Source organism: Skermanella mucosa, from assembly GCF_016765655.2.
In the GTDB taxonomy this organism is placed as follows: Bacteria; Pseudomonadota; Alphaproteobacteria; order Azospirillales; family Azospirillaceae; genus Skermanella; species Skermanella mucosa.
Genome location: NZ_CP086106.1, coordinates 177169 through 200005, shown reverse-complemented (window position 1 = coordinate 200005; position 22837 = coordinate 177169). Strand labels below are relative to the sequence as shown.

At 61.3% G+C, this 22837-nt stretch carries 24 protein-coding genes; 17 read left to right on the top strand and 7 right to left on the bottom strand.

The features are described 5' to 3' along the window. Nucleotides 1-316: 316 nt before the first annotated feature. Together JL100_RS00900 and JL100_RS00895 are read left to right on the top strand one after the other, a co-directional pair. Nucleotides 317-1396, top strand: coding sequence for a manganese catalase family protein (locus tag JL100_RS00900; RefSeq protein ID WP_228421001.1), 1080 nt, complete (start codon nucleotides 317-319; stop codon nucleotides 1394-1396). Nucleotides 1397-1654: 258 nt separating this feature from the next. Further along, nucleotides 1655-1855 (top strand): heavy-metal-associated domain-containing protein, encoded by a 201-nt coding sequence (locus tag JL100_RS00895; RefSeq protein WP_202685720.1) that lies wholly within the window; start codon nucleotides 1655-1657, stop codon nucleotides 1853-1855. A gap of 280 nt (nucleotides 1856-2135) precedes the next feature. On the opposite strand, the gene JL100_RS00890 is transcribed toward JL100_RS00895, so the two are convergent. Genes JL100_RS00890 through JL100_RS00875 form a run of 4 tightly spaced genes read right to left on the bottom strand, consistent with a single transcriptional unit; the run spans nucleotide 2136 to nucleotide 4805 of the window. Then, nucleotides 2136-2309 carry an IS3 family transposase gene (locus JL100_RS00890; protein ID WP_202685721.1) on the bottom strand — a complete coding sequence of 58 codons (174 nt, stop codon included), beginning with the start codon at nucleotides 2307-2309 and terminating at the stop codon, nucleotides 2136-2138. Beyond that, nucleotides 2306-2683, bottom strand: coding sequence for a hypothetical protein (locus JL100_RS00885; protein ID WP_202685722.1), 378 nt, complete (start codon nucleotides 2681-2683; stop codon nucleotides 2306-2308). Before JL100_RS00885 ends, JL100_RS00890 begins: the two co-directional genes overlap by 4 nt. Before the next feature lie 50 nt (nucleotides 2684-2733). Continuing rightward, nucleotides 2734-4083, bottom strand: coding sequence for an ATP-binding protein (locus tag JL100_RS00880; protein WP_202685723.1), 1350 nt, complete (start codon nucleotides 4081-4083; stop codon nucleotides 2734-2736). Next, nucleotides 4080-4805: a response regulator gene (locus JL100_RS00875; protein ID WP_202685724.1), complete on the bottom strand. Its 726-nt coding sequence runs from the start codon at nucleotides 4803-4805 to the stop codon at nucleotides 4080-4082. Before JL100_RS00875 ends, JL100_RS00880 begins: the two co-directional genes overlap by 4 nt. A gap of 407 nt (nucleotides 4806-5212) precedes the next feature. On the opposite strand from JL100_RS00875, the gene egtB reads away from it, so the two are divergent. Next, entirely contained in the window at nucleotides 5213-6484 is a 1272-nt protein-coding gene (egtB, locus tag JL100_RS00870) for an ergothioneine biosynthesis protein EgtB (protein ID WP_228421000.1), read from the top strand. Nucleotides 6485-6742: 258 nt separating this feature from the next. On the opposite strand, the gene JL100_RS00865 is transcribed toward egtB, so the two are convergent. After that, nucleotides 6743-7636, bottom strand: a complete 894-nt coding sequence (locus JL100_RS00865) for an IS3 family transposase (protein WP_202685831.1) — start codon at nucleotides 7634-7636, stop codon at nucleotides 6743-6745. Then, nucleotides 7633-8016, bottom strand: coding sequence for a hypothetical protein (locus JL100_RS00860; RefSeq protein ID WP_202685830.1), 384 nt, complete (start codon nucleotides 8014-8016; stop codon nucleotides 7633-7635). Before JL100_RS00860 ends, JL100_RS00865 begins: the two co-directional genes overlap by 4 nt. Between JL100_RS00860 and JL100_RS00855 the strand changes: the two genes are divergently transcribed. Then, the gene (locus tag JL100_RS00855; RefSeq protein ID WP_228420999.1) at nucleotides 7983-8423 is read left to right on the top strand and encodes an L-histidine N(alpha)-methyltransferase; all 441 of its coding nucleotides are present in this window, start codon (nucleotides 7983-7985) and stop codon (nucleotides 8421-8423) included. The two genes, JL100_RS00860 and JL100_RS00855, sit on opposite strands and share 34 nt — an antisense overlap. A gap of 103 nt (nucleotides 8424-8526) precedes the next feature. Here the strand turns inward: JL100_RS00855 and JL100_RS36760 are convergent, their stop codons facing one another. Beyond that, a complete protein-coding gene (locus tag JL100_RS36760) occupies nucleotides 8527-8967 on the bottom strand; it encodes a hypothetical protein (RefSeq protein ID WP_407697037.1) in 441 nt (146 codons plus the stop codon). 826 nt (nucleotides 8968-9793) lie between these two features. Here JL100_RS36760 and JL100_RS00845 point away from each other — a divergent pair. The 13 genes from JL100_RS00845 to JL100_RS00785 all read left to right on the top strand — a co-directional run bounded on the left by JL100_RS00845 (nucleotide 9794) and on the right by JL100_RS00785 (nucleotide 22807). Then, nucleotides 9794-10198 (top strand): four-helix bundle copper-binding protein, encoded by a 405-nt coding sequence (locus tag JL100_RS00845; protein WP_202685321.1) that lies wholly within the window; start codon nucleotides 9794-9796, stop codon nucleotides 10196-10198. Between the two features lie 393 nt (nucleotides 10199-10591). Then, on the top strand, nucleotides 10592-10792 hold the full coding sequence (locus JL100_RS00840; protein ID WP_202685322.1) for a hypothetical protein: 201 nt from the start codon (nucleotides 10592-10594) through the stop codon (nucleotides 10790-10792). Between the two features lie 98 nt (nucleotides 10793-10890). Next, nucleotides 10891-11508, top strand: a complete 618-nt coding sequence (locus JL100_RS00835; protein ID WP_202685323.1) for a c-type cytochrome — start codon at nucleotides 10891-10893, stop codon at nucleotides 11506-11508. 34 nt (nucleotides 11509-11542) lie between these two features. Beyond that, nucleotides 11543-11998, top strand: a complete 456-nt coding sequence (locus JL100_RS00830) for a DUF305 domain-containing protein (protein ID WP_228420997.1) — start codon at nucleotides 11543-11545, stop codon at nucleotides 11996-11998. Next, a complete protein-coding gene (locus JL100_RS00825) occupies nucleotides 11998-12579 on the top strand; it encodes a DUF6692 family protein (RefSeq protein WP_202685324.1) in 582 nt (193 codons plus the stop codon). The genes JL100_RS00830 and JL100_RS00825 overlap by 1 nt, the downstream gene beginning before the upstream one ends. Before the next feature lie 222 nt (nucleotides 12580-12801). Then, complete coding sequence (locus JL100_RS00820) at nucleotides 12802-13002, top strand: heavy-metal-associated domain-containing protein (protein ID WP_202685325.1); 201 nt, start codon at nucleotides 12802-12804, stop codon at nucleotides 13000-13002. Between the two features lie 141 nt (nucleotides 13003-13143). Next, on the top strand, nucleotides 13144-13485 hold the full coding sequence (locus JL100_RS00815; RefSeq protein ID WP_202685326.1) for a hypothetical protein: 342 nt from the start codon (nucleotides 13144-13146) through the stop codon (nucleotides 13483-13485). A gap of 228 nt (nucleotides 13486-13713) precedes the next feature. Further along, on the top strand, nucleotides 13714-16158 hold the full coding sequence (locus JL100_RS00810; RefSeq protein WP_202685327.1) for a heavy metal translocating P-type ATPase: 2445 nt from the start codon (nucleotides 13714-13716) through the stop codon (nucleotides 16156-16158). Between the two features lie 12 nt (nucleotides 16159-16170). After that, the gene (gene cueR / locus JL100_RS00805; RefSeq protein WP_202685328.1) at nucleotides 16171-16629 is read left to right on the top strand and encodes a Cu(I)-responsive transcriptional regulator; all 459 of its coding nucleotides are present in this window, start codon (nucleotides 16171-16173) and stop codon (nucleotides 16627-16629) included. Nucleotides 16630-17545: 916 nt separating this feature from the next. Next, nucleotides 17546-18118 carry a cupredoxin domain-containing protein gene (locus JL100_RS00800; protein WP_202685329.1) on the top strand — a complete coding sequence of 191 codons (573 nt, stop codon included), beginning with the start codon at nucleotides 17546-17548 and terminating at the stop codon, nucleotides 18116-18118. A 9-nt stretch (nucleotides 18119-18127) separates the two neighbouring features. After that, nucleotides 18128-19903, top strand: a complete 1776-nt coding sequence (locus JL100_RS00795; protein WP_202685330.1) for a copper resistance system multicopper oxidase — start codon at nucleotides 18128-18130, stop codon at nucleotides 19901-19903. 53 nt (nucleotides 19904-19956) lie between these two features. Next, nucleotides 19957-20673 (top strand): copper resistance protein B, encoded by a 717-nt coding sequence (locus JL100_RS00790; RefSeq protein ID WP_202685346.1) that lies wholly within the window; start codon nucleotides 19957-19959, stop codon nucleotides 20671-20673. 949 nt (nucleotides 20674-21622) lie between these two features. Beyond that, entirely contained in the window at nucleotides 21623-22807 is a 1185-nt protein-coding gene (locus JL100_RS00785; RefSeq protein WP_202685331.1) for a multicopper oxidase domain-containing protein, read from the top strand. The last annotated feature ends 30 nt before the right edge of the window (nucleotides 22808-22837 follow it).

Sequence of the window (22837 nt, the reverse complement as noted above, 5' to 3'; positions counted from 1 at the left end):
TATGTTCGCTATATGTTCTTTTTTGTCAGTGACTTATCCGAAAGCCGCGACGATAGGGCACAATACTTCGTATTCCATCCTGCTCTGGTGGCGGCTGATACATAAGACCGGACTTCAGAGCATGGCCACTTGATCAGCACTGACCCTGCGGAGGCGCTTCTCCGTAGGGCCATTTGTACGTGACGCTGTTTCCCGTCAAGTTGGTCCAGGTCACCCGGGTTGGAGAGTCCGAGCCTTCAACCAAATGGTAAGCCGCGGACCGCCTTCCGGCCCCATCGGCAGATGAGGCCATCATAGAGCTGGAAAGGAATGCACCATGTTCCGACATGCTAAGGAGTTGCAGTTCAACGCCCGAGTATCGGAGCCGGACCCGAGGTTTGCCGCTCTTCTTCTGGAGCAGTTCGGCGGTGGCAACGGAGAACTTAAAGCCGCGATGCAGTATTTCGTGCAGGCATTCGCGGCCCGCCGTCCCTATCCGGACAAATACGACCTGTTAATGGATGTCGCGACCGAGGAGTTGAGCCACCTCGAGATCGTCGGCGCCACAATCACGATGCTACTGAGTGGCGTGCACGGCGAGATCAAGGACATCGCTGATGAAAATCCGATCATGAAAATGATGGATGGCAAGGCTGCCAAGGAGGAACTTATACACGAGGCGCTCATGAACCCGCAATTTGGGGCGCTGACTGGTGGTGGCCCTGAATTGACAAACAGCCAGGGTATTCCCTGGACAGCCGCCTATGTGAACGCCAACGGTGATCTCACGGTCGACTTGCGCTCGGACATGGCCGCGGAAAGCCGAGCCAAAATCGTCTACGAGTATCTGATGAAGTTCACCGACGATGCCTACGTCAAGGAAACCCTCAGTTTCTTGATGACGCGGGAGATTGCCCACTTCCAGTGTTCAACGCCGCCTTGGAGACGATCCAGCCCAATTTCCCACCAGGCGTCCGCCAGGGCAATCCGAAGCATACGCATACTTACTTCAACATGTCCAACGGAGCTGACGCCCGCGGGCCATGGAACGAGGGCCAGGGGCCGTGGCAGCCGGGCGAGCAGTGGACTTACGTCGACGATCCGCATAGGCACGTCGTCGAGACACGCGGCGAACTCGACCACCAGCCAGAGGGTACCACCCGGACCATGGAGGAAGCCCGGAAGATCGAGACTGAACTCAGCCAGATGCGGAGCGGGGAAATCAAGGCCGTCACGCCCCCTGGGCCGACTCAATGGTCGACCTATCCGCAGGATAAGTTGGATGCCCCGCTCAATGTCCCCGACCGCTAACAGGGATGTGGAACGCTCCCGGAGAAGGGCTTACCTGTTCCGGGACCGCTCCACCTCCTTGCTCCGGGGAACGGGTATTATCCAAAAGTGCACCGCATTACGGTAGTGCAGTCTGGCGATGCTGACCAGAAAGCCAAGCCTAGACCCAGGAATTAGGCCGGTTCGCAATCAACCTTCTACTTTCGTCAAGCCTGCTCTCTACGCCACCGCGGCTTGGTTCCTTTGCTTCCGTTCACCAACGCCAGCCCTGGAGCATCAAGGGCGGTGTAATCACGAAAAAGCCTCAGCGGATTCCGAAATAGCCTTGACCTTCCAGCTACTGGAAGCTTTGTATTTGGCGGATCATAGTAACAAGGAGAGTATCATGCTGAAGCTGAGAGTTGATGGAATGGCTTGCGGTGGATGCGCCAAGTCCGTTACGAGAGCTGTTGAAGCGATCCCTTCTGTAGAGCGGGCCTTGGTGGACCTAAAGGCCGGCGAGATAATTGTCGAGGGCAATCCGGATGAGCAGGCCGTGCGGCAGGCCATTGAGAATGCCGGGTTTTCGGTTAAGGTCGCTGCTTGAAGTTAGGGCGGATGCCGAGATGAGGGTAGACAAGTTGTACCGCCACCAACAGATTGGACATCGGAGAAAGGTTACAGGGTATTTGGTCCGGGTTGTGGACTTCCGACCTGAAGGAAGGATGCCGCCGTGCTCGGTCTGGTCAGGCGCAAGTCGCTGTCGAGCATGGCTCACGGTGCCAATGCTTCTTCAGCCCTGCTTGACTGGCCCTGCGCGCGGTGGCCTGCCGCTCGGCAGGGCGGGACGGCGGGATGTTCGGCCCTCGATCGGGCATTGGGATGGATCACGCGGCAAGGCTTTCCGGCCGGAGATGGCGGTTCCGGTAGTCGAGCGGGATGAGATAGTCCAGTTGCTCCATTCGCGAGTCAGCGTTGTAGCGGGCGACGAAATCGCAGAAAGCCGCTTTGACTTCTGCGGCGGTGCAGAAGATCTGGCCCCAGATCGCCTGCTTCTTCAACTAGCACAGGGATGATCTGTGAATGATCGCACGGCTTTTTCCCGCCCGGTCAGGCGCAGAAGCCTATAGTCACGGCTATCAACGGTTCCGGTGGTTGTCGTGACTACTACCTGCTCGTTGAGCGCAATCCAACAGTCGTCGGGCAGTAAGCCGGCGTAACTCGGGACAGCGTAGACGAGCAACGTCACCAGTGCCAGTAGGCTGATCACCACTGTCTTGAGCGTAACTTCCGACCTGCGCCGCATGGCCATATTTTCATCCCCGCTTCGTAATGATGCCATTGAGCAGACACCAACTGCTCTGTCAGGCTGATAGGACGGGCCGGCATCGGCAACATGGGGAGGGTCCGGAAAAACCACCTTGATCATGATCAAGGGAGCAGTTTAGTTTGCATGCTGCGCTCGAGGACCTGCCTCCGGAAGGGTCAGGACACCCATGGGAGCGTAATCAAGGCGCGCAGTCCGCCGGACGGGCGGTTCTCCAGGACCAGATCGCCACCGTGCCCCCTGATGACCGACCGGGCCACCGTCAAGCCGAGACCGAAACCACCCGTCTCCCTATTGCGGGACTCCTCAAGACGGTAGAATGGATTGAACACCGCCTCCAGTTCGGTGTCGGGGATGCCTGGGCCCTCGTCGTCGATCGAGATCTCCAGACGGCCCGGCGAAGTCTCCAGAATCACGGTGGCGGAGGCGCCATACTTGACCGCGTTCTCGATCAGGTTCGCCAAAGCACGTTTCAGGCCAATCGGACGGCATCTCATCGTCGCCCCGCTGGGACCCCGAAAGCATGCCGGACGGCCCGCATCGGACAGGTCGTCACAGATGGTCGCCAGCAGCGCGCTGACATCGACCACCTTGGTCTCCTCCCGTCCTCCGTCGTCCCTGAGGAAGGACAGCGTGGCGGATACCATAGCCTCCATCTGGTCCAGTTGGGCCAGGATGCGGTCACGCTCTTCGCCCTCCTCGATGAACTCCGCGCGCAGCCGGATGGTCGTGATGGGAGAGCGAAGATCGTGTGAGATGGCGGCAAGCATTTGTGTCCGATCCGTTACCAGGGTGCGGATTCTGCCCTGCATTTCGTTGAACGCCGTAGCAGCCTCCCGCACCTCTTCCGGCCCATGGACCGGCAGGGGTGGCGCCGTCACATCAACCCCGAGTCGTCGCGCCGCGCGGGCAATGCTCCTGAACTCGGCGGTGCAGACGCGCACCAGATAGATGGAGACGGCCAGGATGGCGAGCGACATCAGCGTGGTCGGAACGATGAAGTGCCGATCCTGCCTGTCTAGGGCGCTCAGTGCCGTCGCCCGGGCGTTGATCCAGCTTCCGTCGGGCAGCCTTGTCGATACCAGCAGGACATGGTCGGCGCCGTATCCCTTCGCCGCGTAGGCGACACGAAGGCCGTTGCCGTCGATCTCGGGAACCAACTGCTGAAGGCGGCGCACCAGCATATCGAGTCGATCGTCACGGGCGGACGCCTCCTCGACCAACGGAATGGCGCCCCAATGGGCGGTGAGGCCGCGGCCGGACAGGGAATGCGCGGCACTCTCGCGCTCCTCGGGCGGCAGGGCCGTGACGGCCTGTTTGACCGCCGCAATCCGCTCGGCCGCAACCCGTTCATCGACCAGGTCGGCCTGATAGGACAGGTAGGATTGGTACCAGCCCATGCTGAGCAGGTGCGACAGAGCCAGTGCTACCAGCAGGATTGCCACGGCACGGCCGACGATAGTGTCCGGCACCAGCGATCGCAGAGCCGCCACCATCCTCGCCATCATGCCCGCTCGACATCCGCGGTGAGGACATAGCCGGATCCCCGTATGGTTTTGATGAGCGGGCTGAGGGATGTGTCGTCACCCATCTTATGCCTGAGACGGCTGACCTGGACATCGACGCTCCTGCCGTAGCCGTGGATGCGGTTTCGCGCGAGTTCCAGCAGCTGGTCGCGGCTCAGCACCTGGCCTGGTCGCTCCAGAAAAGCGAGAAGAAGGTCGTACTCGGCGCCCGTGAGGGCGACCAGGGCTCCGGGTGGGGATGTCAGCTCCCGCCGGACGAGGTCCAGAACCCATCCGGAAAACCGGTACTCATGTGGTGCCTTGACGATACCGGAATGAGGGCCGGCCGTGCGGCGTAGAACAGCCCTGATGCGGGCGAGGAGTTCTCGGGGGTTGAATGGCTTCGGGAGGTAGTCGTCGGCTCCCACTTCCAGGCCGACAATCCGGTCAGTTTCCTCGCCCATCGCCGTTAGCATGATGACGGGGATGTCGGGGTTCCCGGCCTCGGGCGATCGAAGTTCGCGGCAGAGCTTGAGCCCGTCGTCACCGGGTAGCATCAGATCAAGTACGATGAGGTCGAAACGGGTGGCCTCGAGTGCGCGCCGCATCTCGGCTCCATCCCGACAGACGGTCGATCGAAATCCATGTCGCTCCAGGAAGCGGCCGAGCAGATCCCGGATTTCCTGATGGTCGTCGACAATGAGGATGTGGGCTGTGGTTTCCATGACATCTGGATAACACCTGGATGAGCGCTCTGATGCAGCCGCTTTTGCTGCAAAGAATTTCAGCCTGTTACGAAGTGTTACAAGTGAGCTCTCTCGCGAAACGGCTGAACGATGATGCGTGTTTGGAAGACACGAACCTCAGGAAGCCGTCATGAACATGCTGCTGCAACTCCAGAGCCGCTTTGGTTGCCGCTGGATCTGCGCGAATAACCGCGCAAAACTCTATACAACTTGATAGCTGCATATCTCGTCAGACACCCTGCTCCGTCGAATGCGCCTCCTCGAAAGAGGTGGATAGGAGTCATCGCCCGACTTTGATGACGCACCATCGTGTGATGGCTCGCCTCTGATGGAAGGATCGTGGCTGAGGCAGCTTTTGCAGATTTCCCGGGTGGAGGATTAACAGAATGATGGACACGGTGGGGATCGCAGCCCAGTGCGAAGCGGCAACGTCACTTGAGCGCTATATCCGCATCCGCGATGCCACGATCGATCTCACGCGTGGACTATCACCGGAGGACCAGGTCGTCCAGTCGATGCCGGATACGAGTCCAGTCAAGTGGCATCTGGCGCACACAACCTGGTTTTTTGAAACCTTCCTGCTCATGCCCCACTTGCCGTCCTACCAGCCTTTCAACTCATCCTTTAGTTACCTTTTCAACTCCTATTATGACACAGTCGGCGCGCGTCACCCGAGGCCCGCCCGAGGATTGCTGACCCGGCCAGGCAGTGCCGAAGTCTTCGCCTACCGCCGGCATGTAGATACCGCCATGCACGTCCTCCTGGAGGGAGCGGACGAAAAGCTGACACCACTCATCACTCTCGGCCTTGTCCATGAGGAGCAGCACCAGGAGCTGATTCTCATGGATCTGTTACACCTCTTCTCCTGTAATCCGACAGCCCCGGCCTACCGTTCATTCCGCCCCGCGCCAGCCACGACCAAGGAGGAGGGGTGCTGGATTGGCTTCAACGGTGGAATTGTCGGCATCGGTCATGAGGGGCAGGGCTTCGCCTTCGACAATGAGGGTCCCTTTCACGAGACGCTGCTGCACTCACACCGGGTGTTCTCGCGGCCGGTAACCAATGGTGACTGGCAGGCTTTTATTGAGGATGGGGGCTACCGGACGCCGACACTGTGGCTTGCAGACGGCTGGGCGACCGTAAATGCTCAGCAGTGGGAGGCGCCAGGTTACTGGCGGCGGCGCGACGGTGGCTGGGTTCAATTCACGCTCATGGGCGAGATCCCGATCGACGACGAGACTCCGGTCTGTCACGTCAGCTACTACGAGGCCGACGCTTTTGCCCGCTGGGCTGGCAAACGACTGCCCACCGAGTTCGAATGGGAGAATGCCGCACGCGGATTGCCGGTGCGGGGTAACATGCTGGGAAGTGGTCTGCTGCGTTCCGTTCAGGCGAAACTCACCACCGAAATGCAGCCCGTTCAAATGTTCGGTGATGTCTGGGAATGGACGGCGAGCGCTTACTCTTCCTATCCCGGTTTCCGCCCAGCAAAGGGTGCCGTGGGCGAGTACAACGGCAAGTTTATGGCGAATCAATATGTCCTACGCGGAGGATGTTGCGTAACACCGGATGAGCATGTGCGCGCCACCTACCGGAACTTCTTCTATCCGCACCAGCGCTGGATGTTTGCCGGTCTGCGGCTGGCCGAGGATGCATGATGGAGAAGTCTTCGGCTTCCAACGCTGCACCTGTACCGCCACCAATAGATTGGACACCGGCGAAGGGTTACGGGGTGGTTGGTCGGGGTTGTGGGCTTCCGACCTGAAGGAAGGATGCCACCGTGCTCGGCCCGGTCAAGCACAAGCCGCTGTGGCGGGGGCCGATGGCCCTGCTTGACCGGGCCTGCGCGCGGCGGCCTGCCGGGTGGCAGGTCGGGACGGCGGGATGGTCAGCCCTCGATCGAACATCGGGATGGATCATGCGGCAAGGCTTTCCGGCTGGCGGTGGCGGTTCCGGTAGTCGCGCGGGCTGAGGTAGCCCAGCCGCTCCAGTCGCCAAGCGGCGTTGTAGCGGGCCACGAAATCGCTGACCGCCGCCCTGACTTCGGCGGCGGTGCGGAAGCTCCGGCCCCAGATCGCCTGTTCCTTGAGGGTCCGGAAGAACCGCTCGATGACGCCGTTGCCTTGCGGCTGGTGCGCAAAGGCGTAGCTCAGCGCCATGCCCCAGTGGCCGATCTGCTGGGAGAAGTGGTGGGACGTGTACTGCGGCCCGTTGTCCAAGCGCAGCGCCACGCCGCGGGCGGCATCGGCCGCGATCCCGCCGAACCGGGATGTCACCGCCTGGCTGATTGGCTCGAGTGCCGCGAAGCGCGAGCCATCGGTCGAGACATGATGCCCGACGACCTCGGAGTTGAAGTGGTCGATGGCGGCGAATACCCAGACCCGGCCCTCTTGGGATGTCTGCACCAGGGTAGCGTCGGTGCCCCACAGGACGTCCGGGGCCTCGGTCAGGATGGTGCCGTCATGGTCGTTGGCCGGGCGCGGCGGCCGCCGGAACGGCGAGAGCAGCTGATTGTCGCGCATCAGGCGCAGCACGCGGTTGCGACCGACCGGCAGGCCCAGGCCGTAGTGCAGGCGCGCCCAGACCTTGCGGTGGCCCTCGCCGGAGAACGGCGAGGCGGCGAGGTCGGCCCGGATGGCGGCGAGCAGGCTGGCGTCATCGACCGGCGGCCTGGGGCCGCGTGGCCTGGCAGGAGCGGCGTTGGCCGGGCGACGCGCCTGGTAGAAGGTCGAGCGCGGCAGGGCCCAGATGCGGCAGACCCGCTGCACGCCGTAGGGCCGCTGGGTTGAAGGCGAGATCGCCGCGCTCATCTTCGCGACCTCGCCCGGGGAAAAGGGGTTCCAGCCTCCAGGCGCCCGATCTTGGCGCGCAGCAACTCGACTTCCATGCTCAGCTCGCCGACCCGCTTGTGGGCGGCGTCGAGACCAGCCTGGACGGGATCGTCGTCGGCGCGCTCCTTCAGGCCGGCATCCATCGCCGTCAGCGCCTTGTCGCGCCAACGCTCCAGCCGATAAGTCTCGATGCCGATCTCCCGGGAAATCAGGTCGAGCGATTCACCGCGCAGCAGACGGAGGACCACCTCGCGTTTGCGGGCGGCGCTCCAGCGCTGAATGACCTTCGGCCCGGCTTTCTCACCAGAGTCCGTCGGCAGCTTGGGTGTGTTCTTCGGATCTTCCATCGCTTCTTCCATATGGACAATCCGGTGTCCAACTTCATCGACGGCAGATCACCGCCTACAACGATTCGCGCGGCGTCACCGCAGCCTTCAACCTGAACCTCCTTGAGCGGATCAACCGTGAACTGGACGGCACGTTCGACCTCGGCGGCTTCATCCACCGGGCCTTCTATGACGAGCGACTCGGGCGAGTTGAGATGCATTTGGAGAGCCTCTGGGCACAGACGGCGCAGGTGGCGGGCGTGCCATTCTGCTTCGAGGCCGGCGAGACGATCCACACCGAAGTTTCCTACAAGTACACCGTGGCAGGGTTCCGCCGCTTGGCTGAGGCTGCGGGGTGGCGCAGCGTCGAGTGCTGGACAGACGGCGAGGGACTCTTCAGCGTCCAACTCCTGAGTTTCGGAGGAGCCTCGCCTTCGTAGCCAAGTTGGCGAATCGAAGTGCGGGGCGAGGGTTTCACGGGCTAGTGCTGCATTTTAGCTGATTGCAAAAGACCTGCCGGTGTGGATCGGCAGCCTGTACATTTCAGGAGCAGCCTGCTTGTTGACGTGCAGACGGGCAAACAGGGCGACCCGACGCTCGATCCCGTTCGCGGTGGCAAGCCGCCGCTGTCAGGCCGACAGCGCATCCATTGGATGCGCGAGAGGCATGGCGAGGGACTTGGAAATGACGATAGAGCGCCGCCGCAGGATCGGGGTCCAATGCCGCTGCTGGCCATTGTTGCCCTCCAGGGTAACGGTCTCGCCCGTGCCCTGATAATGGCTGCCGACCGCGAGCACCAGCGGGTAGACGACATAGCGGTCGGAGCAGAACAGCCACCTTCCAGCGCGCGAAGCGGTCGAACAGCCGCCGGAAGGTCCGCTCGTCTCGGCCACTGCACTCCCGGTCAACCAGCCATCCGGTCACGTGGTCATAGGCTTTCCAGATCCAGACTTTGTTGTCCTTGCGCTGCACGAAGCGCCACATTTCATCGAGTTCGATCACCACCGCGTCGCTCGGCGGCGGCTTGGCGCAGTACTGATCGACATAGCGGCACAACCCAGCGCAGCATCGACTGCGTCGTCGTGCCGAGCAGGTCGGCCACGGCGTTGAACGACAGACTGTAGCCGTACAGACTGACGGCCGCGCATCGCGTCGGTTCCGGCGTGCGATGGACTTCAGGTCGAGTGAACTGGTAGCGGCACCGTTTACAGCGCTACCTCTGCTTGCCGGCGATGAAGCCGAACCGGATCAGGCGGCGCCTGCTGCACCGAGGACAGCAAGGAAGAATGGAAGCCATCCAGACGCAAAACCGTGAATTTCTGTAGACTATACAAAATACGGCTATAATTCTCTATATTCTCGTACGCTGCGACCACCAAGACAGTCCAATAAGAACCCGTGTGATAAATACCCGAGAATGCAAAATGTTGTAGGTTAAGGGGCATCTTCCTACCATGTGGTGTGGGTTTGTCCGATCATAAAATGGGATCTAACACCCCGGCAGTGACTCAGATGCAGGCGATTGTGTTTCAGAAAGTTTTGGCTTGTTACGAAGTGTTACAAGTGACCTGATGCGCGAAACGGCTGGGCGATGTGGAATGTTGGAAGGGCACCAACCGGACGAGGAAACCGACATGAACATGGCCAGGCACTCAGATCCTCTTGCTGGAGCAATCTGCGTGAGGTTACGTCCTTACCGAAAGCATTCTCTATTTCGGATCCTGGACTAATCTACATCCTCTATTACGGTTGGAAAGAGGAAGCACGCTGCTGGATCAAACCTTTGCGCCAAACATTGGGAGAACGTGATATGTTAGCTCGCGAGATGATCGGAACGCACCCGGAAGTAAAGGGTAATATCAATGATGCCCTGATTCGCTGCATTGAGGAATGTTACTCCTGTGCCCAAACCTGCACCGCGTGCGCAGATGCCTGCCTCGCTGAAGACATGGTCAAGGAGCTTCGCCAGTGCATTCGGCTCAACCTTGATTGTGCAGATATCTGTGCTGCCACTGGATCGATCGCGACACGCCGTACAGGGTCCAATGAAGAACTGATCCGTTTAACGCTGCAGGCCTGCGCGGCCGCTTGCCGTATGTGCGGCGCAGAATGCGACAGCCATGCGTCGATGCACGAGCATTGCCGGATCTGCGCGGAGTCGTGCCGACGCTGTGAGCAGGCTTGTCAGGCCGCGCTTCAGAGCATGGCCGCCTGATCGACTTGGGCGACCTCGTGGATCCGTTCTCCGCGGGGTCGCTCATCCGAAAGAAGACCGCGCCCGGACTGATCGCCGCGCGGCGGACGAGGCCTTGATCGGCAAGGTCGTCACTATTTCGAGGGTGCCGCACCGGCAGATTGAACGGACTAGGGAGTATGGTTCATGTTTGGAGAGCCTTGTACACCGGTACCGGCATGCTGTGGCAGGCGCTCTGAGTACTCACCTTCGGCTACATCATCTCCGCAGGCATCCAGGTACTTGTCAGCCGCGAGCAAATGGGCAAGGCGCTCGGCGAGCGCGGGCCGAAGCAGGCAGGACTGGCGTCCCTCTTCGGATTCATCTCGTCGTCTCGGCTTTAACCCCATCCCGGAGGATAACGAGGAGGATCTTATGGAAAGCAAAGAGAGCAACGCCAGGCAAGGCACCGACGAAGATCTCGAGCGGCAAACCAGCCCACAGGAACCGCGTCGCCCCGAGCGAAACAGCGCTGCCGAAGTTCAGAGGGTAAGCGAAGACATGAAGGGGGCGCCCGCTGATCGGGGCACAGCCGCCCGCGAGGTCGAACTCAATCGGACACCCGGAAAAACATAACCAGGGTGTAGCCCAGTCACCCGGCAAGTTGCAAATAACTTTCTGTGAGATGACCTGCGTGTTTTGCGGACGCCACTAGCTACGGGGCGGAGATGCCCATGTGCAACAAACCGGAGAGTGAGCGTGGAAAAGGCATTGAGAAATTATGCCGGAAAGAGATGGAGATGGATAACCGGAAGAAAACCGTAGGCCTTTCCGTTACTGCCGGTGCCCTGGGCGTTCTAGCGTTGCTTGGCGTCGCCGGCTTATTCTTCATCTACTCGGGGGCGTTCAACGTCGCCGCGACGGAGGAACACACCTCCTTTACGCGGTGGGCGTTCGACACCACCCTCCACAACTCCGTCAAGAGTCGCGCTGCGGACGTTGGCGCACCCGAAAGCCTTACCCCGGAAATGATCGGAGCCGGTGCAGGTTCCTACAAGTCGATGTGCCAGCATTGCCACGCCGGACCGGGCGTCGAGCGGTCCACTTGGGCAAACGGCATGCGGCCGAGGCCGCCTCATCTCGCCGAGGCGGCTGCCGAGTGGGAACCGGAGGAGATATTCTGGCTCGTCAAGCATGGAGTGAAGATGTCCGGAATGCCAGCGTTCGGGCCGACCCATGACGACCGGGCGCTCTGGAGCATCGCCGCTTTCGTCAAGGAGCTGCCGGCCATGACGCCCGAAGAGTACGCGGCGCTGGGCGGCGCGGCATCCAGCGGCGGCCATTCGAACTGACTTTAGGGCGCGCTAACCACGGAGAACGAGCCTCATGCAGATGTCGTACTGGCGCTTCGCCGCAATGATCGCGACCTCGACCGTCGTCATGTACGGTCTGATGTACCTGAACACCTATTCCTTCGAGCACATCTTCTGGAGCGAGACCCGCGCCTGGATGGCCCTCGTCATGGGGGCGACTATGTCCGTCATCATGCTCGGCTATATGCTGGGCATGTACAGGAAGCGGGCGGTCAACCTCGCCATATTCGGGGGGGCAATTATGGTGTTCGCCTTTGCGCTCTGGATCGTGCGCAGTCAGGCGACGGTGGATGATGTCGAGTACATGCGGGCGATGATCCCACACCATTCGATCGCGATCCTGACGAGCGAGCGTGCGCAGATTACCGATCCACGGGTTCGTGAGCTCGCGGACGAGATCATCGAGGCGCAGGAGCGTGAGATCGCGGAGATGAAGTACCTCGCCGCCGACCTGGAGGCGCGGGACTGATGGGCGAGTTCTTTCCCCGGATCGGGCAGGTGCCTTTTCTTCTTATACTCATCCCCGGGCTGCTCGCGGGATGCGATCAGAATGACGCACCGGATGATGACTTGGAGGCCGTGCAAGCACCCGAGATCGCGAGGCTCGTGCCCGCGGAGGAAGCGCTTTCGGGGGCACATATCCCTAAAGTCAATCCCGCCACGATGAACGACGCGCAAATTCGCAAAGCGGTCGGGTCGGGACTCTACTGCCAGTTCCGATACACAACTTCGGGTGGGCCGGTTCTGTCAGTGAACATGGACCCTGATGGAGGTGCGGGTGGCGGGGTCGTCAAGTTGAACGGGAGCTTGGTCGCCCTGGAACCAGAACCGATCGATGACGGCAATGGCAGCGGGCAGGGTGGGAATTTCTCTCTGGTTGCCGATCCAATCCGAATGACTGTTTTGCCTGATCCCGGAACAAGCGCCGATAATGGTGACGGCGTTCAACGCCAGGAGGCGAACATGATTTTCGAAATTGAGCCGAACCTCAAAGTTGGGTATCGCGGCTATCTGGACTGCACGTCCGAGCCGCCGGTGGAATCACCGTGAAGAAAGCCGGAGGGTGCAAGTTGGCTGTGGGAGTGCCCGCCAGACTGTGGCCCGAAGCCCACGTCACTAGAGGCCCTCGCGTGCAGAAACGAAGCGTCGCAACGCCACCGACCATCGGCAAGTGCACTTATCTGGAGCCGAATTCCCGGTCCCCGATCCGTCTGATCATAAAACACGAGTACGTGAACAGAGTAGTAGCCATTATTCACGGAGGAGACCATCATGCTAAAGCTAAAAGTCGCGGGAATGACCTGCGGTCATTGCGCCCAGACCGTCACCAAGGCCGTCGAGGCCGTGCCCGCGGTCGAACGCGCTCTTGTGGATCTGAAGGCCGGCGAGGTGACTATCGAGGGCAGCGCCGACGAGCGTGCGGTTCGACAAGCCATCGAGGACGCCGGATACGACGTCCGCGACGCGGCGTAAAGGCGTAGTGACAAGGGAGCTAGGGTGACGCTGCGCGCTCCCAGGCTGCTCCTTTTTGGATGGGAACCGAACATCCGCGAAAGCTGTCCCGACGGATGGCGGCTCCTGCTGGTTTTTTTAACAGTGTCAGGGAGAGAGACGATGATGATCAATTACACACTACGGACCAGCGCTTTCGCCGCCCTTGCGGTGGGCCTGGCCGCCTGCTCCAGCGGAACAGCCCAGGCGCCGCGGACGGCTTCACCGACCGGCCAGAGCGGGACCATGGGCACCTCCGGCATGGGGCAGATGGACCACTCGCGCATGGGCCAGATGGATCATACTCAGATGATGCAGCACTGCCGCGCCATGATGCAGGGGGACGGGTCCGGTACGATGCAGGGCGGCGGCATGGCCCACGGTGGTGCCGCGAATTCCAGTGGCATGGGCCAGATGGACCACTCACAGATGATGCAGCACTGCCGAGAAATGATGTCTCAGTAGTGCGAGGACGGCGTATTGGCCCGCCGGCAGGATTGAGGTACGCCAAGCTTCGGATTAGTTGTAAGCCCGGGACGCGGCCAGCGTGAGCAACTGCGCTGGCCGTTTGTGTCGGCTTGGCAGCTGCCCTGGATTTGCCACCGGTGAAACGCTCGATCAAGAATCCCCCTTGACCTTCCAATAGCTGGAAGGCCTATCTACGTCTGCAGTTATGGAGAACAGGAGCCATTCATGGCTTACGCAGCTGCAAGGGAGACGGTCGCGCCGCAGGAGCAGGCCGCGTCCGAAATCGATATCGGGATCGGTGGGATGACCTGTGCATCGTGCGTGGGTCGCGTGGAGAAGGCCATCCGCAAGGTGGAGGGCGTCACCGACGTGTCCGTGAACCTCGCGACCGAGAAGGCGCGGATCACCTTCGTCGATCCCAGACCCGATACCCAAGGCGTCGTCGATGCCATCATCAGGGCGGGCTACGAGCCCGCGGCCGCCGAGTTCGATCTGCGCGTCGGCGGCATGACCTGCGCATCGTGCGTTGGCCGCGTCGAGAAGGCGTTGAGGAGGGTGTCGGGCGTCTCCAATGCCGCCGTCAATCTTGCGACCGAGCGTGCTCATGTCACCGGCCACGGCATCGACGCGCCCGCCTTAGTCGCCGCGGTCGAGAGGGCGGGCTTCCAGGCCAGCCCCGTCACCCAGGACCAGGCGGCCACCGGAGCGCCGGACGAGGCGCAGGCGCGTAGCCATCGCGAGCTTCGACACGTCCTGATCGGCGCCGCGCTGTCGGTGCCGCTCGTGATCGGCATGGTCGGCGATCTCGCCGGCTACAACGTGATGCCGCCGGGCTGGGTCCAGTTCCTGCTGGCCACCCCCGTGCAGTTCTGGCTCGGTTGGCGTTTCTATAAGGCGGCGTACAAGGCTGTGCGGGCGGGCACCGGAAACATGGACCTTCTGGTTGCCATCGGAACCACCGCCGCCTGGGGCCTCAGCGTTTACATGATGTTGACCGCGCCCATCGAGCACGGCATGCCGCACCTCTATTTCGAGGGTTCGGCCGTCCTGATCACCTTCGTGCTGTTGGGCAAGTGGCTGGAGACACGCGCCAAGGGACAGACGGCTGCTGCAATCCGCGCGCTGATGGATCTCCGGCCGGACACCGCCCGGGTGCGCCGGAACGGCACTGAGGTCGAAGTGCCAGTTGATCAGGTCAAGCCTGGCGACGTCGTAGTTGTTCGTCCCGGCGAGCGCATCCCGGTGGATGGCCGGGTGGTGGAGGGCGCCGGTAGCGTCGATGAATCCATGCTGACAGGAGAGCCGCTACCGGTCGAGAAGACGGCCGACGCTAACGTCACGGGCGGCTCCATGAACGTGGATGGCCTGCTGGCAGTGGAGACCACTGCGGTTGGTTCCGAGACCATGCTGTCGAAGATCGTGCGCATGGTCGAGGGAGCCCAGGCATCCAAGGCGCCGATCCAGCGCACCGTTGATCGAGTCAGCGCGGTGTTCGTGCCGATCGTCCTCGTCATCGCCGCGATTACCTTCGCGGCCTGGTGGAGTGTCTCGGGCGATGCGGAAGCCGCCATCATCACCGCCGTCTCGGTGTTGGTCATCGCCTGTCCCTGCGCGCTGGGCCTCGCGACCCCGACATCCATCATGGTTGGGACCGGCGCTGCGGCGCGCCACGGCATTCTGATCAAGGACGCGGAGGCCCTGGAGCGGGCGCACGCCGTCACGGCTGTCGCCTTCGACAAGACGGGCACGCTGACCGAGGGTAAGCCGCGGGTGACGGACATTGTCCTGACCGATGGTTTCACCGCAGCGGAGGCGTTGCGCGTCGCCGGAGCACTCCAGCAGGGCAGCGAACATCCCCTGGCCCATGCGGTGCGTGTTCGGGCGAAGCAGGACGGCGTCCCACCAGGCGGTCTCGCCAACTTCAAGGCTCTGGCCGGGCGCGGGGTCTCGGGTGTCGTGGAAGGCCGACAGATGCAACTCGGCACCAAGCGCCTGATGGCGGAAACCGGCCTGGATGACACCGCCCTCGCTGCCAGAGCTTCTGAACTGGAAACATCGGGCCGGACGGTGTCGTGGCTGGCCGAGGTCGCGCCGGAAAAGCGAGTGCTGGCGCTGATTGCATTCGGCGATACGATTAAGGAGGCCGCCCGGGATGCCGTCCGGGCGCTGCACGATCAGGGGATCGAAGCAGTCATGGTCACGGGCGATAGCAAGGGCGCCGCCGAGGCCGTCGCGCGGGATCTGGGCATCGATCGGGTATTCGCCGAGGTCCTGCCGGGCGATAAGGCCGACGTGGTGGCGACCCTCAAGCGTGAGGGCAAGGTCGTGGCAATGGTCGGCGACGGCATCAACGACGCTCCAGCACTGGCGGCCGCCGACATTGGCATCGCCATGGGGACCGGTACCGATGTGGCAATGGCGACTGCCGGAATAACCCTGATGCGTGGCGACCCGGTGCTCGTCGGCGGCGCGGTCGACGTGTCCCGGCGCACCTACGCCAAGATCCGCCAGGGCCTGTTCTGGGCCTTCATCTACAATCTCGTCGGCATTCCGCTGGCGGCGCTGGGGTTCCTCAGCCCGGTACTAGCGGGTGCAGCCATGGCACTGAGCTCTGTCAGCGTCGTCCTCAACGCGCTCACGCTACGGGGCTGGAAGCCTCGGGGCACCTGAGAAGGAACAGTCATGAATATCGGGCAGGCGGCCAAGGCGTCCGGCGTCAATGCCAAACTCATCCGCTACTACGAGAGCATCGGGCTGACCCCCGAGGCGGGCCGAACCGCTTCGGGGTACCGGGTTTACACGCCGCATGAGGTCAACATCTTGCGCTTCGTGAGGCGGGCCCGCACGCTGGGATTCAGTATAGAGCGTATTCAGCACCTCGTCGGCCTGTGGCAGGATAAGGACCGGGAGAGCGCTGAGGTCAAGCAGATCGCGCTCGAACATGTCGCCGAGCTCGAAGCCAAAATTGCCGAGATGCGGGCGATGAGCGACACACTCCAGGAACTTGCTGACGCTTGCCAGGGCGACCACCGGCCGGACTGTCCCATCCTGCGGGACCTCGAGAACTCCGCCCCTCGAATGGCACAGGGGAGTGGCCGCCCTCCATACAAGGGAGCGGCGGGTGCAGACCAAACCCCATGACCGTAGTGAGAACCCGTGGAAAAAAGGTCAGGTCATCGACGTAGCGGAGCGAATCTCGCCGTATATCCAAGTCCGGGTACGATCATGCCATCCCGACGACGGGTAGGGTTGAAATGCAACGCGCAGAAGTCTAGATGTTCTTGCAACTGCTGTGATTGATGCATTACGGTGCGGCATTCGGGCGCGGCCCTTGGACAGGATTGGCAGTAGGCATGCGGTTCATGCGCTTTCTAGCGGCTGTGCTGTTCGGCCTCCTCCTCGGTTGGGGAGGTTTGACCGCGCCTGATGCTGCAATGGCCGACATGCCCCACCATGTCTTGTCCATGGTCGAAGGGGCTGCAGCCGACTGCGACGAACACGGGGACTACCAGGGTCATGGCGATCACCAGGACCAGGGCAACCACGAGGATGACACCAGACTCCCCCACCGGGGATGCTGCGTGATGACCTGCGGTGGCCTTTCGGCCCTGGAACCGACCGATCTCCAGGTAAGGCCCATCGAGTGGGTGCCCGCTCGTTTGCAAATCGTGAGCGACGACTTGCTCCGGAAGCGCTCCGTACCTCCGTTGCGCCGCCCTCCCAGGGCCTCGATCTGAGGCCATCTGCCCGCGGAACAGCGCGGGCCCGAGGCTTCGCAGCACGCCTCTCCGTCAGTGGGACGCACTGCAACCAGCGTCGATCCAGTTCAAGGTTCCTAACCGGGAACGGTTAACCCACGACGGCCCAGTTGCGCACGCTTTTCGCGTCCGTGCTTGACCGGCTCGTCGGCCGCATTCCCTGTTGTTTATGCCTGAGGCTGTTCGGTCGCTGCACCCTTACATCCATTCCTTCCCCATTCCGGCCCTTCCTGGCCGGGAGCCGCAATCTTCCTGGCTTTCGCTTGACTCGGCGAAGTCAGGGACAGAGGACACTCGACATGCGTCTGAACATTCGCACCTTGAACGCCATCGCCGCCCTGGTAACAAGCACCAGTCTCCTCGCAGCACCGAGCTTGGCTGTCGCCGCCCCTGGCGAGGCTGGTCACAAGCATGAAACCACCGCGATCGGTGAACCCGCCAAGGCGACAGCCAAAACGCGCACCGTCCAGGTCGAGATGGGCGACAACTTCTACGAGCCGGACACTATCACGGTAAAGGCCGGTGAGACGGTCCGTTTCGTCGTCAAGAACACGGGCGAGTTCCTGCACGAGTTCAACATCGGCACGGCCGCGATGCATGCCGCCCACCAGAAGGAGATGGCCATGATGGTGGAGCATGGCATGCTTTCCACCACCGGCATGGACGAGAAAAAGATGAACATGGACCACTCCCAGATGCCTGGCATGGGCCACTCGATGAAGCATGACGATCCGAACAGTGTCCTTGTCGAGCCCGGCCAAACCAAAGAGCTGACTTGGAAGTTCACCAAGCAAACAACTCTCGAATTCGCCTGCAACATGCCCGGCCATTACGAGTCTGGCATGGTCGGCAAGGTGAATTTCCAGCGCTGAGGGGACAGCATGCACAAAGCATCACGCGGCCTCTCACGCCGCGACGCCCTCAAGCTCGCCGGAGCGGCGGGCGTGGCGGGCATCGTCACGATCTATCCCGGGCGCCGCGTTTTCGCGGCCGCGGATCAGTCGTTGGATTTGGCAGTCGAACGAACCCGCATCACCATCGACGGTGAAACGAGCAATGCCATCTCCATCGGCGGCTCTATCCCGGCGCCCACACTGCGCTGGCGTGAGGGCCAGGAGGTAGTCATCCACGTGACCAACCGGCTGGATGAAGGAACCTCCATTCACTGGCACGGGCTGCTGATCCAGGGCGTCATGGATGGCGCTCCTGGCTTCAACGGCTTCGAGCCTATCGGCCCAGGCGAAACGTACACCTACCGCTTCAGACTGCGCCAGGCGGGTACCTACTGGTACCACAGCCACTCCGCCTCCCAGGAGCAGGAGGGCATGTACGGCGCCATCGTGATCGAGCCCGCCGGGCGTGATCCCGTCCGGGCCGACCGCGACTATGTGGTCCTGCTCTCCGACCACACGCCGGAGGACCCTGAGAACGTCCTGCGCAAGCTCAAGGTCAGCGAGGGCTATTACAACAACAATAAGCGCACCCTGGTCGATTTCTTCCGGGACGCCCGGCGCGACGGCCTGGGAGCCACAATCAATGACCGCCTCGCCTGGGGCGAGATGCGCATGGACGCCACCGACCTCGCCGATGTGACCGGCTACCAGTTCCTGGTCAACGGCAAGGGTCCGCGGGACAACTGGACGGCAGTCTATAATCCGGGCGAGCGGGTGCGGCTGCGGATCATCAACGGGTCGGCCATGTCGATCTTCGACGTCCGCATTCCTGGACTGCCAATGACCGTGGTTTCTGCCGACGGGCAGAACGTGGTGCCGGTGAAGGTGGATGAGTTCCGCTTTGGCGTTGGGGAAACCTACGACGTCATCGTCATGCCCACGGAAGACAAGCCTTTCACCTTTTTCGCCGAATCGATTGACCGCACGGGCTTCGCCCGGGCAACGATCGCGACCCGCGAAGGGATGGAAGGCGAAATCCCCGAGCGGCGTCCACGCGCCATCCTGACAATGGCCGACATGGCAATGGCTCCCGGTATGGACCACGGCAGCATGGCGGGCATGGACCACAGCTCGATGGCCGGCATGGATCATAGCAATATGTCCGGCATGGACCACAGCGCCATGCCTGGTATGGATCACGGCTCGATGGAGGGCATGGATCACAGCAACATGCCCGGCATGGATCACGGCAACATGCCAAGCATGAATCAGAGTGCAGCGGGAAGTAAGGATCAGGCGGTAGGCTGGGCCGACGCAGGCACACCGCCCGGTGCCAAAGCTCTCTCTTATGCGGATCTGAAGGCGCTTTCCAAGGCCAAGGATCTGCGTGAGCCTACCCACGAGATCGAAGTCCAGTTGACCGGTATGATGTCGCGCTACATCTGGACCCTGAACGGGCAGAAGTTCGATGAGGGAGCCCCAATCCGGGTGGCCTATGGTGACCGTGTCCGCATCCGATTTGTGAACACGACCATGATGGCACACCCGATGCACCTGCATGGGATGTTCGTGGAACTCGAGAACGGCGCGACGGATCGAATGCCAAAGAAGCATGTTGTGCTCGTCCCGCCGGGCCAAGTCACGACGGTGCAGTTGACTGCGGACGAGCCCGGTGAGTGGCCCTTCCACTGCCATCTCCTCTACCATATGGCCTCGGGCATGATGACGCGCTTCATCGTCGAACCCCGCACGGCAAGCCTCTGATCCAGGAACGACGGATGACAATAACGACAATGGTCCCGCACAGGGCTGCTCTCATGGCCGGGGCCATCCTACTGGCGATTTCGGCGGGCTCGGTCCGGGCCGCCGAGGAGCAACCGTCCGAACAGTTCCACGAGGAACCGCCGGTTCTCGGGACGCTTCTCATCGACCGGTTCGAGCACCGCTGGCGGGACGGCGAGAACTCGATCGACTGGGACGTTCAGGGCTGGGTCGGCGGAGATACCAACAAGATCTGGTTCAACGCCGAGGGCAGCAAACCCGTCGATGGGGAGGTGGAGGAGGCTGAATTCCAGCTCCTCTACAGCCGTATGACGTCCGAGTTCTGGGACGCGCAGATCGGTATTCGGCACGACGTACGTCCTCAGCCGCAGACGACCTACGGCGTGGTCGGGTTCCAGGGGGTGGCGCCGTACTTCTTCGACGTGACCGCCCAGCTTTTCGTCAGTGAAGACGGCGACTTCAGCGCTCGCCTGGAAGCCGAGTACGACCTGCTCATCACGCAGAAACTTATCCTCCAGCCGGTCGCCGAGGTTAACGTCTCGGCGCAGCGGGTCCGGGAACTCGATGTCGGTCCCGGCTTCAACGACATCGAGATGGGATTGCGCCTGCGCTACGAGATCGTCCGGGAGTTCGCGCCGTACATAGGCGTGAGTTGGGAGCGGAAGCTGGGCGAGACCGCCGACATCGCCCGCGATCACGGTGAGGATGCCAGTGACGTGTCCTTCGTCACCGGTGTCCGTTTCTGGTTCTGAGGCATTGGGGCGGTCATTGCAGTGGCCGCCCCGACTTCCTTTCCTTCGCACAGGAGAACCTCACAAGGACGGGCCTTGCGGTACTTCGTTTGCTTCGTCATTGGCGACCTGCTTCTGGCGTCACTGTACGGGCTGCTGATGGAACCGTCACCCGTTGAGGGTGCCGTCAATGCTCCCATTATGGCAGTAGTCATCAGCCTGCCGCGCCACTAACCGTCTGGCTGGCTCGTTCTGATCAAGTCTGCCAGGTACAACGGTTGGACCTGTTTGGCGCCGGGATTAGCGATCGCCTGCCAGTTTCATCTCAGCCTTTCGAAGCCGTCGCCAAATATAGTGGCGTTTCGCGCAGCCTGTCGAGATCGCCCTTTCGGACCCTGTTTCCAGACCACCTCTCGTTTTCCAACTCAGGATTCATTGCGATCAGGAGTTTAGACAACTGCTGAGAAGAATGTGGTCGTTACCGCGGTAGCTCTACCCGTCAAACATCAAAGCGGTCCCACTCTGCCGATAACAGCGTTGGTGAGGCTGGATTTGGTTGCGGAATAATCGCGGGCATTTTGGGCTTCAAGGTCAACTCTATCGGTCAGATCTCATGCTACAGTAGATACTTGGAGTCTGGCGGATTAATACCAGGAAGCCTGGAATATGGTTTCGGGCTGTTTCGTCATCTTCCTGAAGATGTCACGAAGGAGGCAAGTGGACATGTCACTGAGTGCCAAACTCGCATGACTACGATAGAAGCCCGCAACTTTAACTGTGAAATTTTGAGAGTTTTATAGTATAAATTGCCTTCCTATCTGCTCTGTATGAGGAGATACAGCATGACAGTTTGGATCCGTAAATAACAACTAGGCGAACCATTGATCTCTGCACGATTCAGACTACCTGAATGCTCCGTCATGCACCATGCGAATTCCCCTTAGAATATCTTCCGAAGGAGTAATGCTCGATGCGCAGACGTCAATTCCTGAAGTATGGCAGTTCTTTTTCTATATTTACTGCAGCCACCGCCTCTCTACCTTCCTTTCTTGCTGCACAAACAACTGACCCTGGCGACGTCCCGACCGGCGAGGACGCTGATTTCGATCTGGAGATCGTTGACGTTGATGTCGAGTTGATCGACGGAAGCACCGTGCCGATGTACGCGTTTGCCCATACGGGAAAACCACCGTCGATACCGGGCCCGATTCTCCGGGTTAAGCAGGGAGACACAGTCCGTATCGACATCCGGAACTCCAGTTCCCGCCCCCACGGCTTTCAGATCCTGGGCCAGAACATGTCCGCCGTCGTCGGCTTGGCCCCGAGTGACGGCGACGGTGAAGACAAGGCGCGGATCGAGTTCACGGCGACCAAGCCGGGAACCTATTTCTACGTGGATGGCGACAATGCCCCGATGAATCGCCTGCTCGGCCTGCACGGTGCACTGATCGTGGAGCCGTCAAATGGCTATGCGGACGGCGCCGCCAGGAAGAAGCCGATGCCCTATCCTGCGGGAAGCGCGACGGCGAACATGAAGTCACTGTTCACCGCACTTGGCGAGGCGACGATCGACGGCAAGCCGGCCCGCTTCCCCGGCAAGCCATGGCAGCCCGGGCGCGAGTATGTTTGGATCTTTAACCAAATTGACCCGGTCCTGTGCCGCCGGATTGCTGACGGGGAAAATCTCTCGGCATCGGAGTTCCAAGAGCAGTTTCATCCGCGGTACTTCACGATCAACGGCCTGTGCGGATTGGACTCGGCGCATGACAAGGCCACCTGCCCGACCGGGCATGTCGGCGAGCCGGCGCTGCTGCGCACGATGAACGCCGGCTTGGCGACGCACTCTCCTCACATCCACGGTAACCATGTTTTCGTGCTGACCCAGAGTAATGCCAGGGGCGTTCCCGTCTATCAGCAGAATCTCTATGAACACGATGTCTGGCTCATGCCGCCGATGATGATCAAGGATGTCCTGCTCCCCTTCACCATGCCGCCGGACCTGCCGCCGGCGCCCTGGAAAATGGTTCAGGAAAAATACCCCCTCCAATACCCCATGCATTGCCACAATGAAATTTCTCAAACCTCTGCGGGGGGCTCCTATCCAATGGGGTTGGTAACCGACTGGGAGATCGAAGGGCCGTTGGTAACCAGTTGAAGGATTCGGCAGAGCCTTCGGGAGTGAACC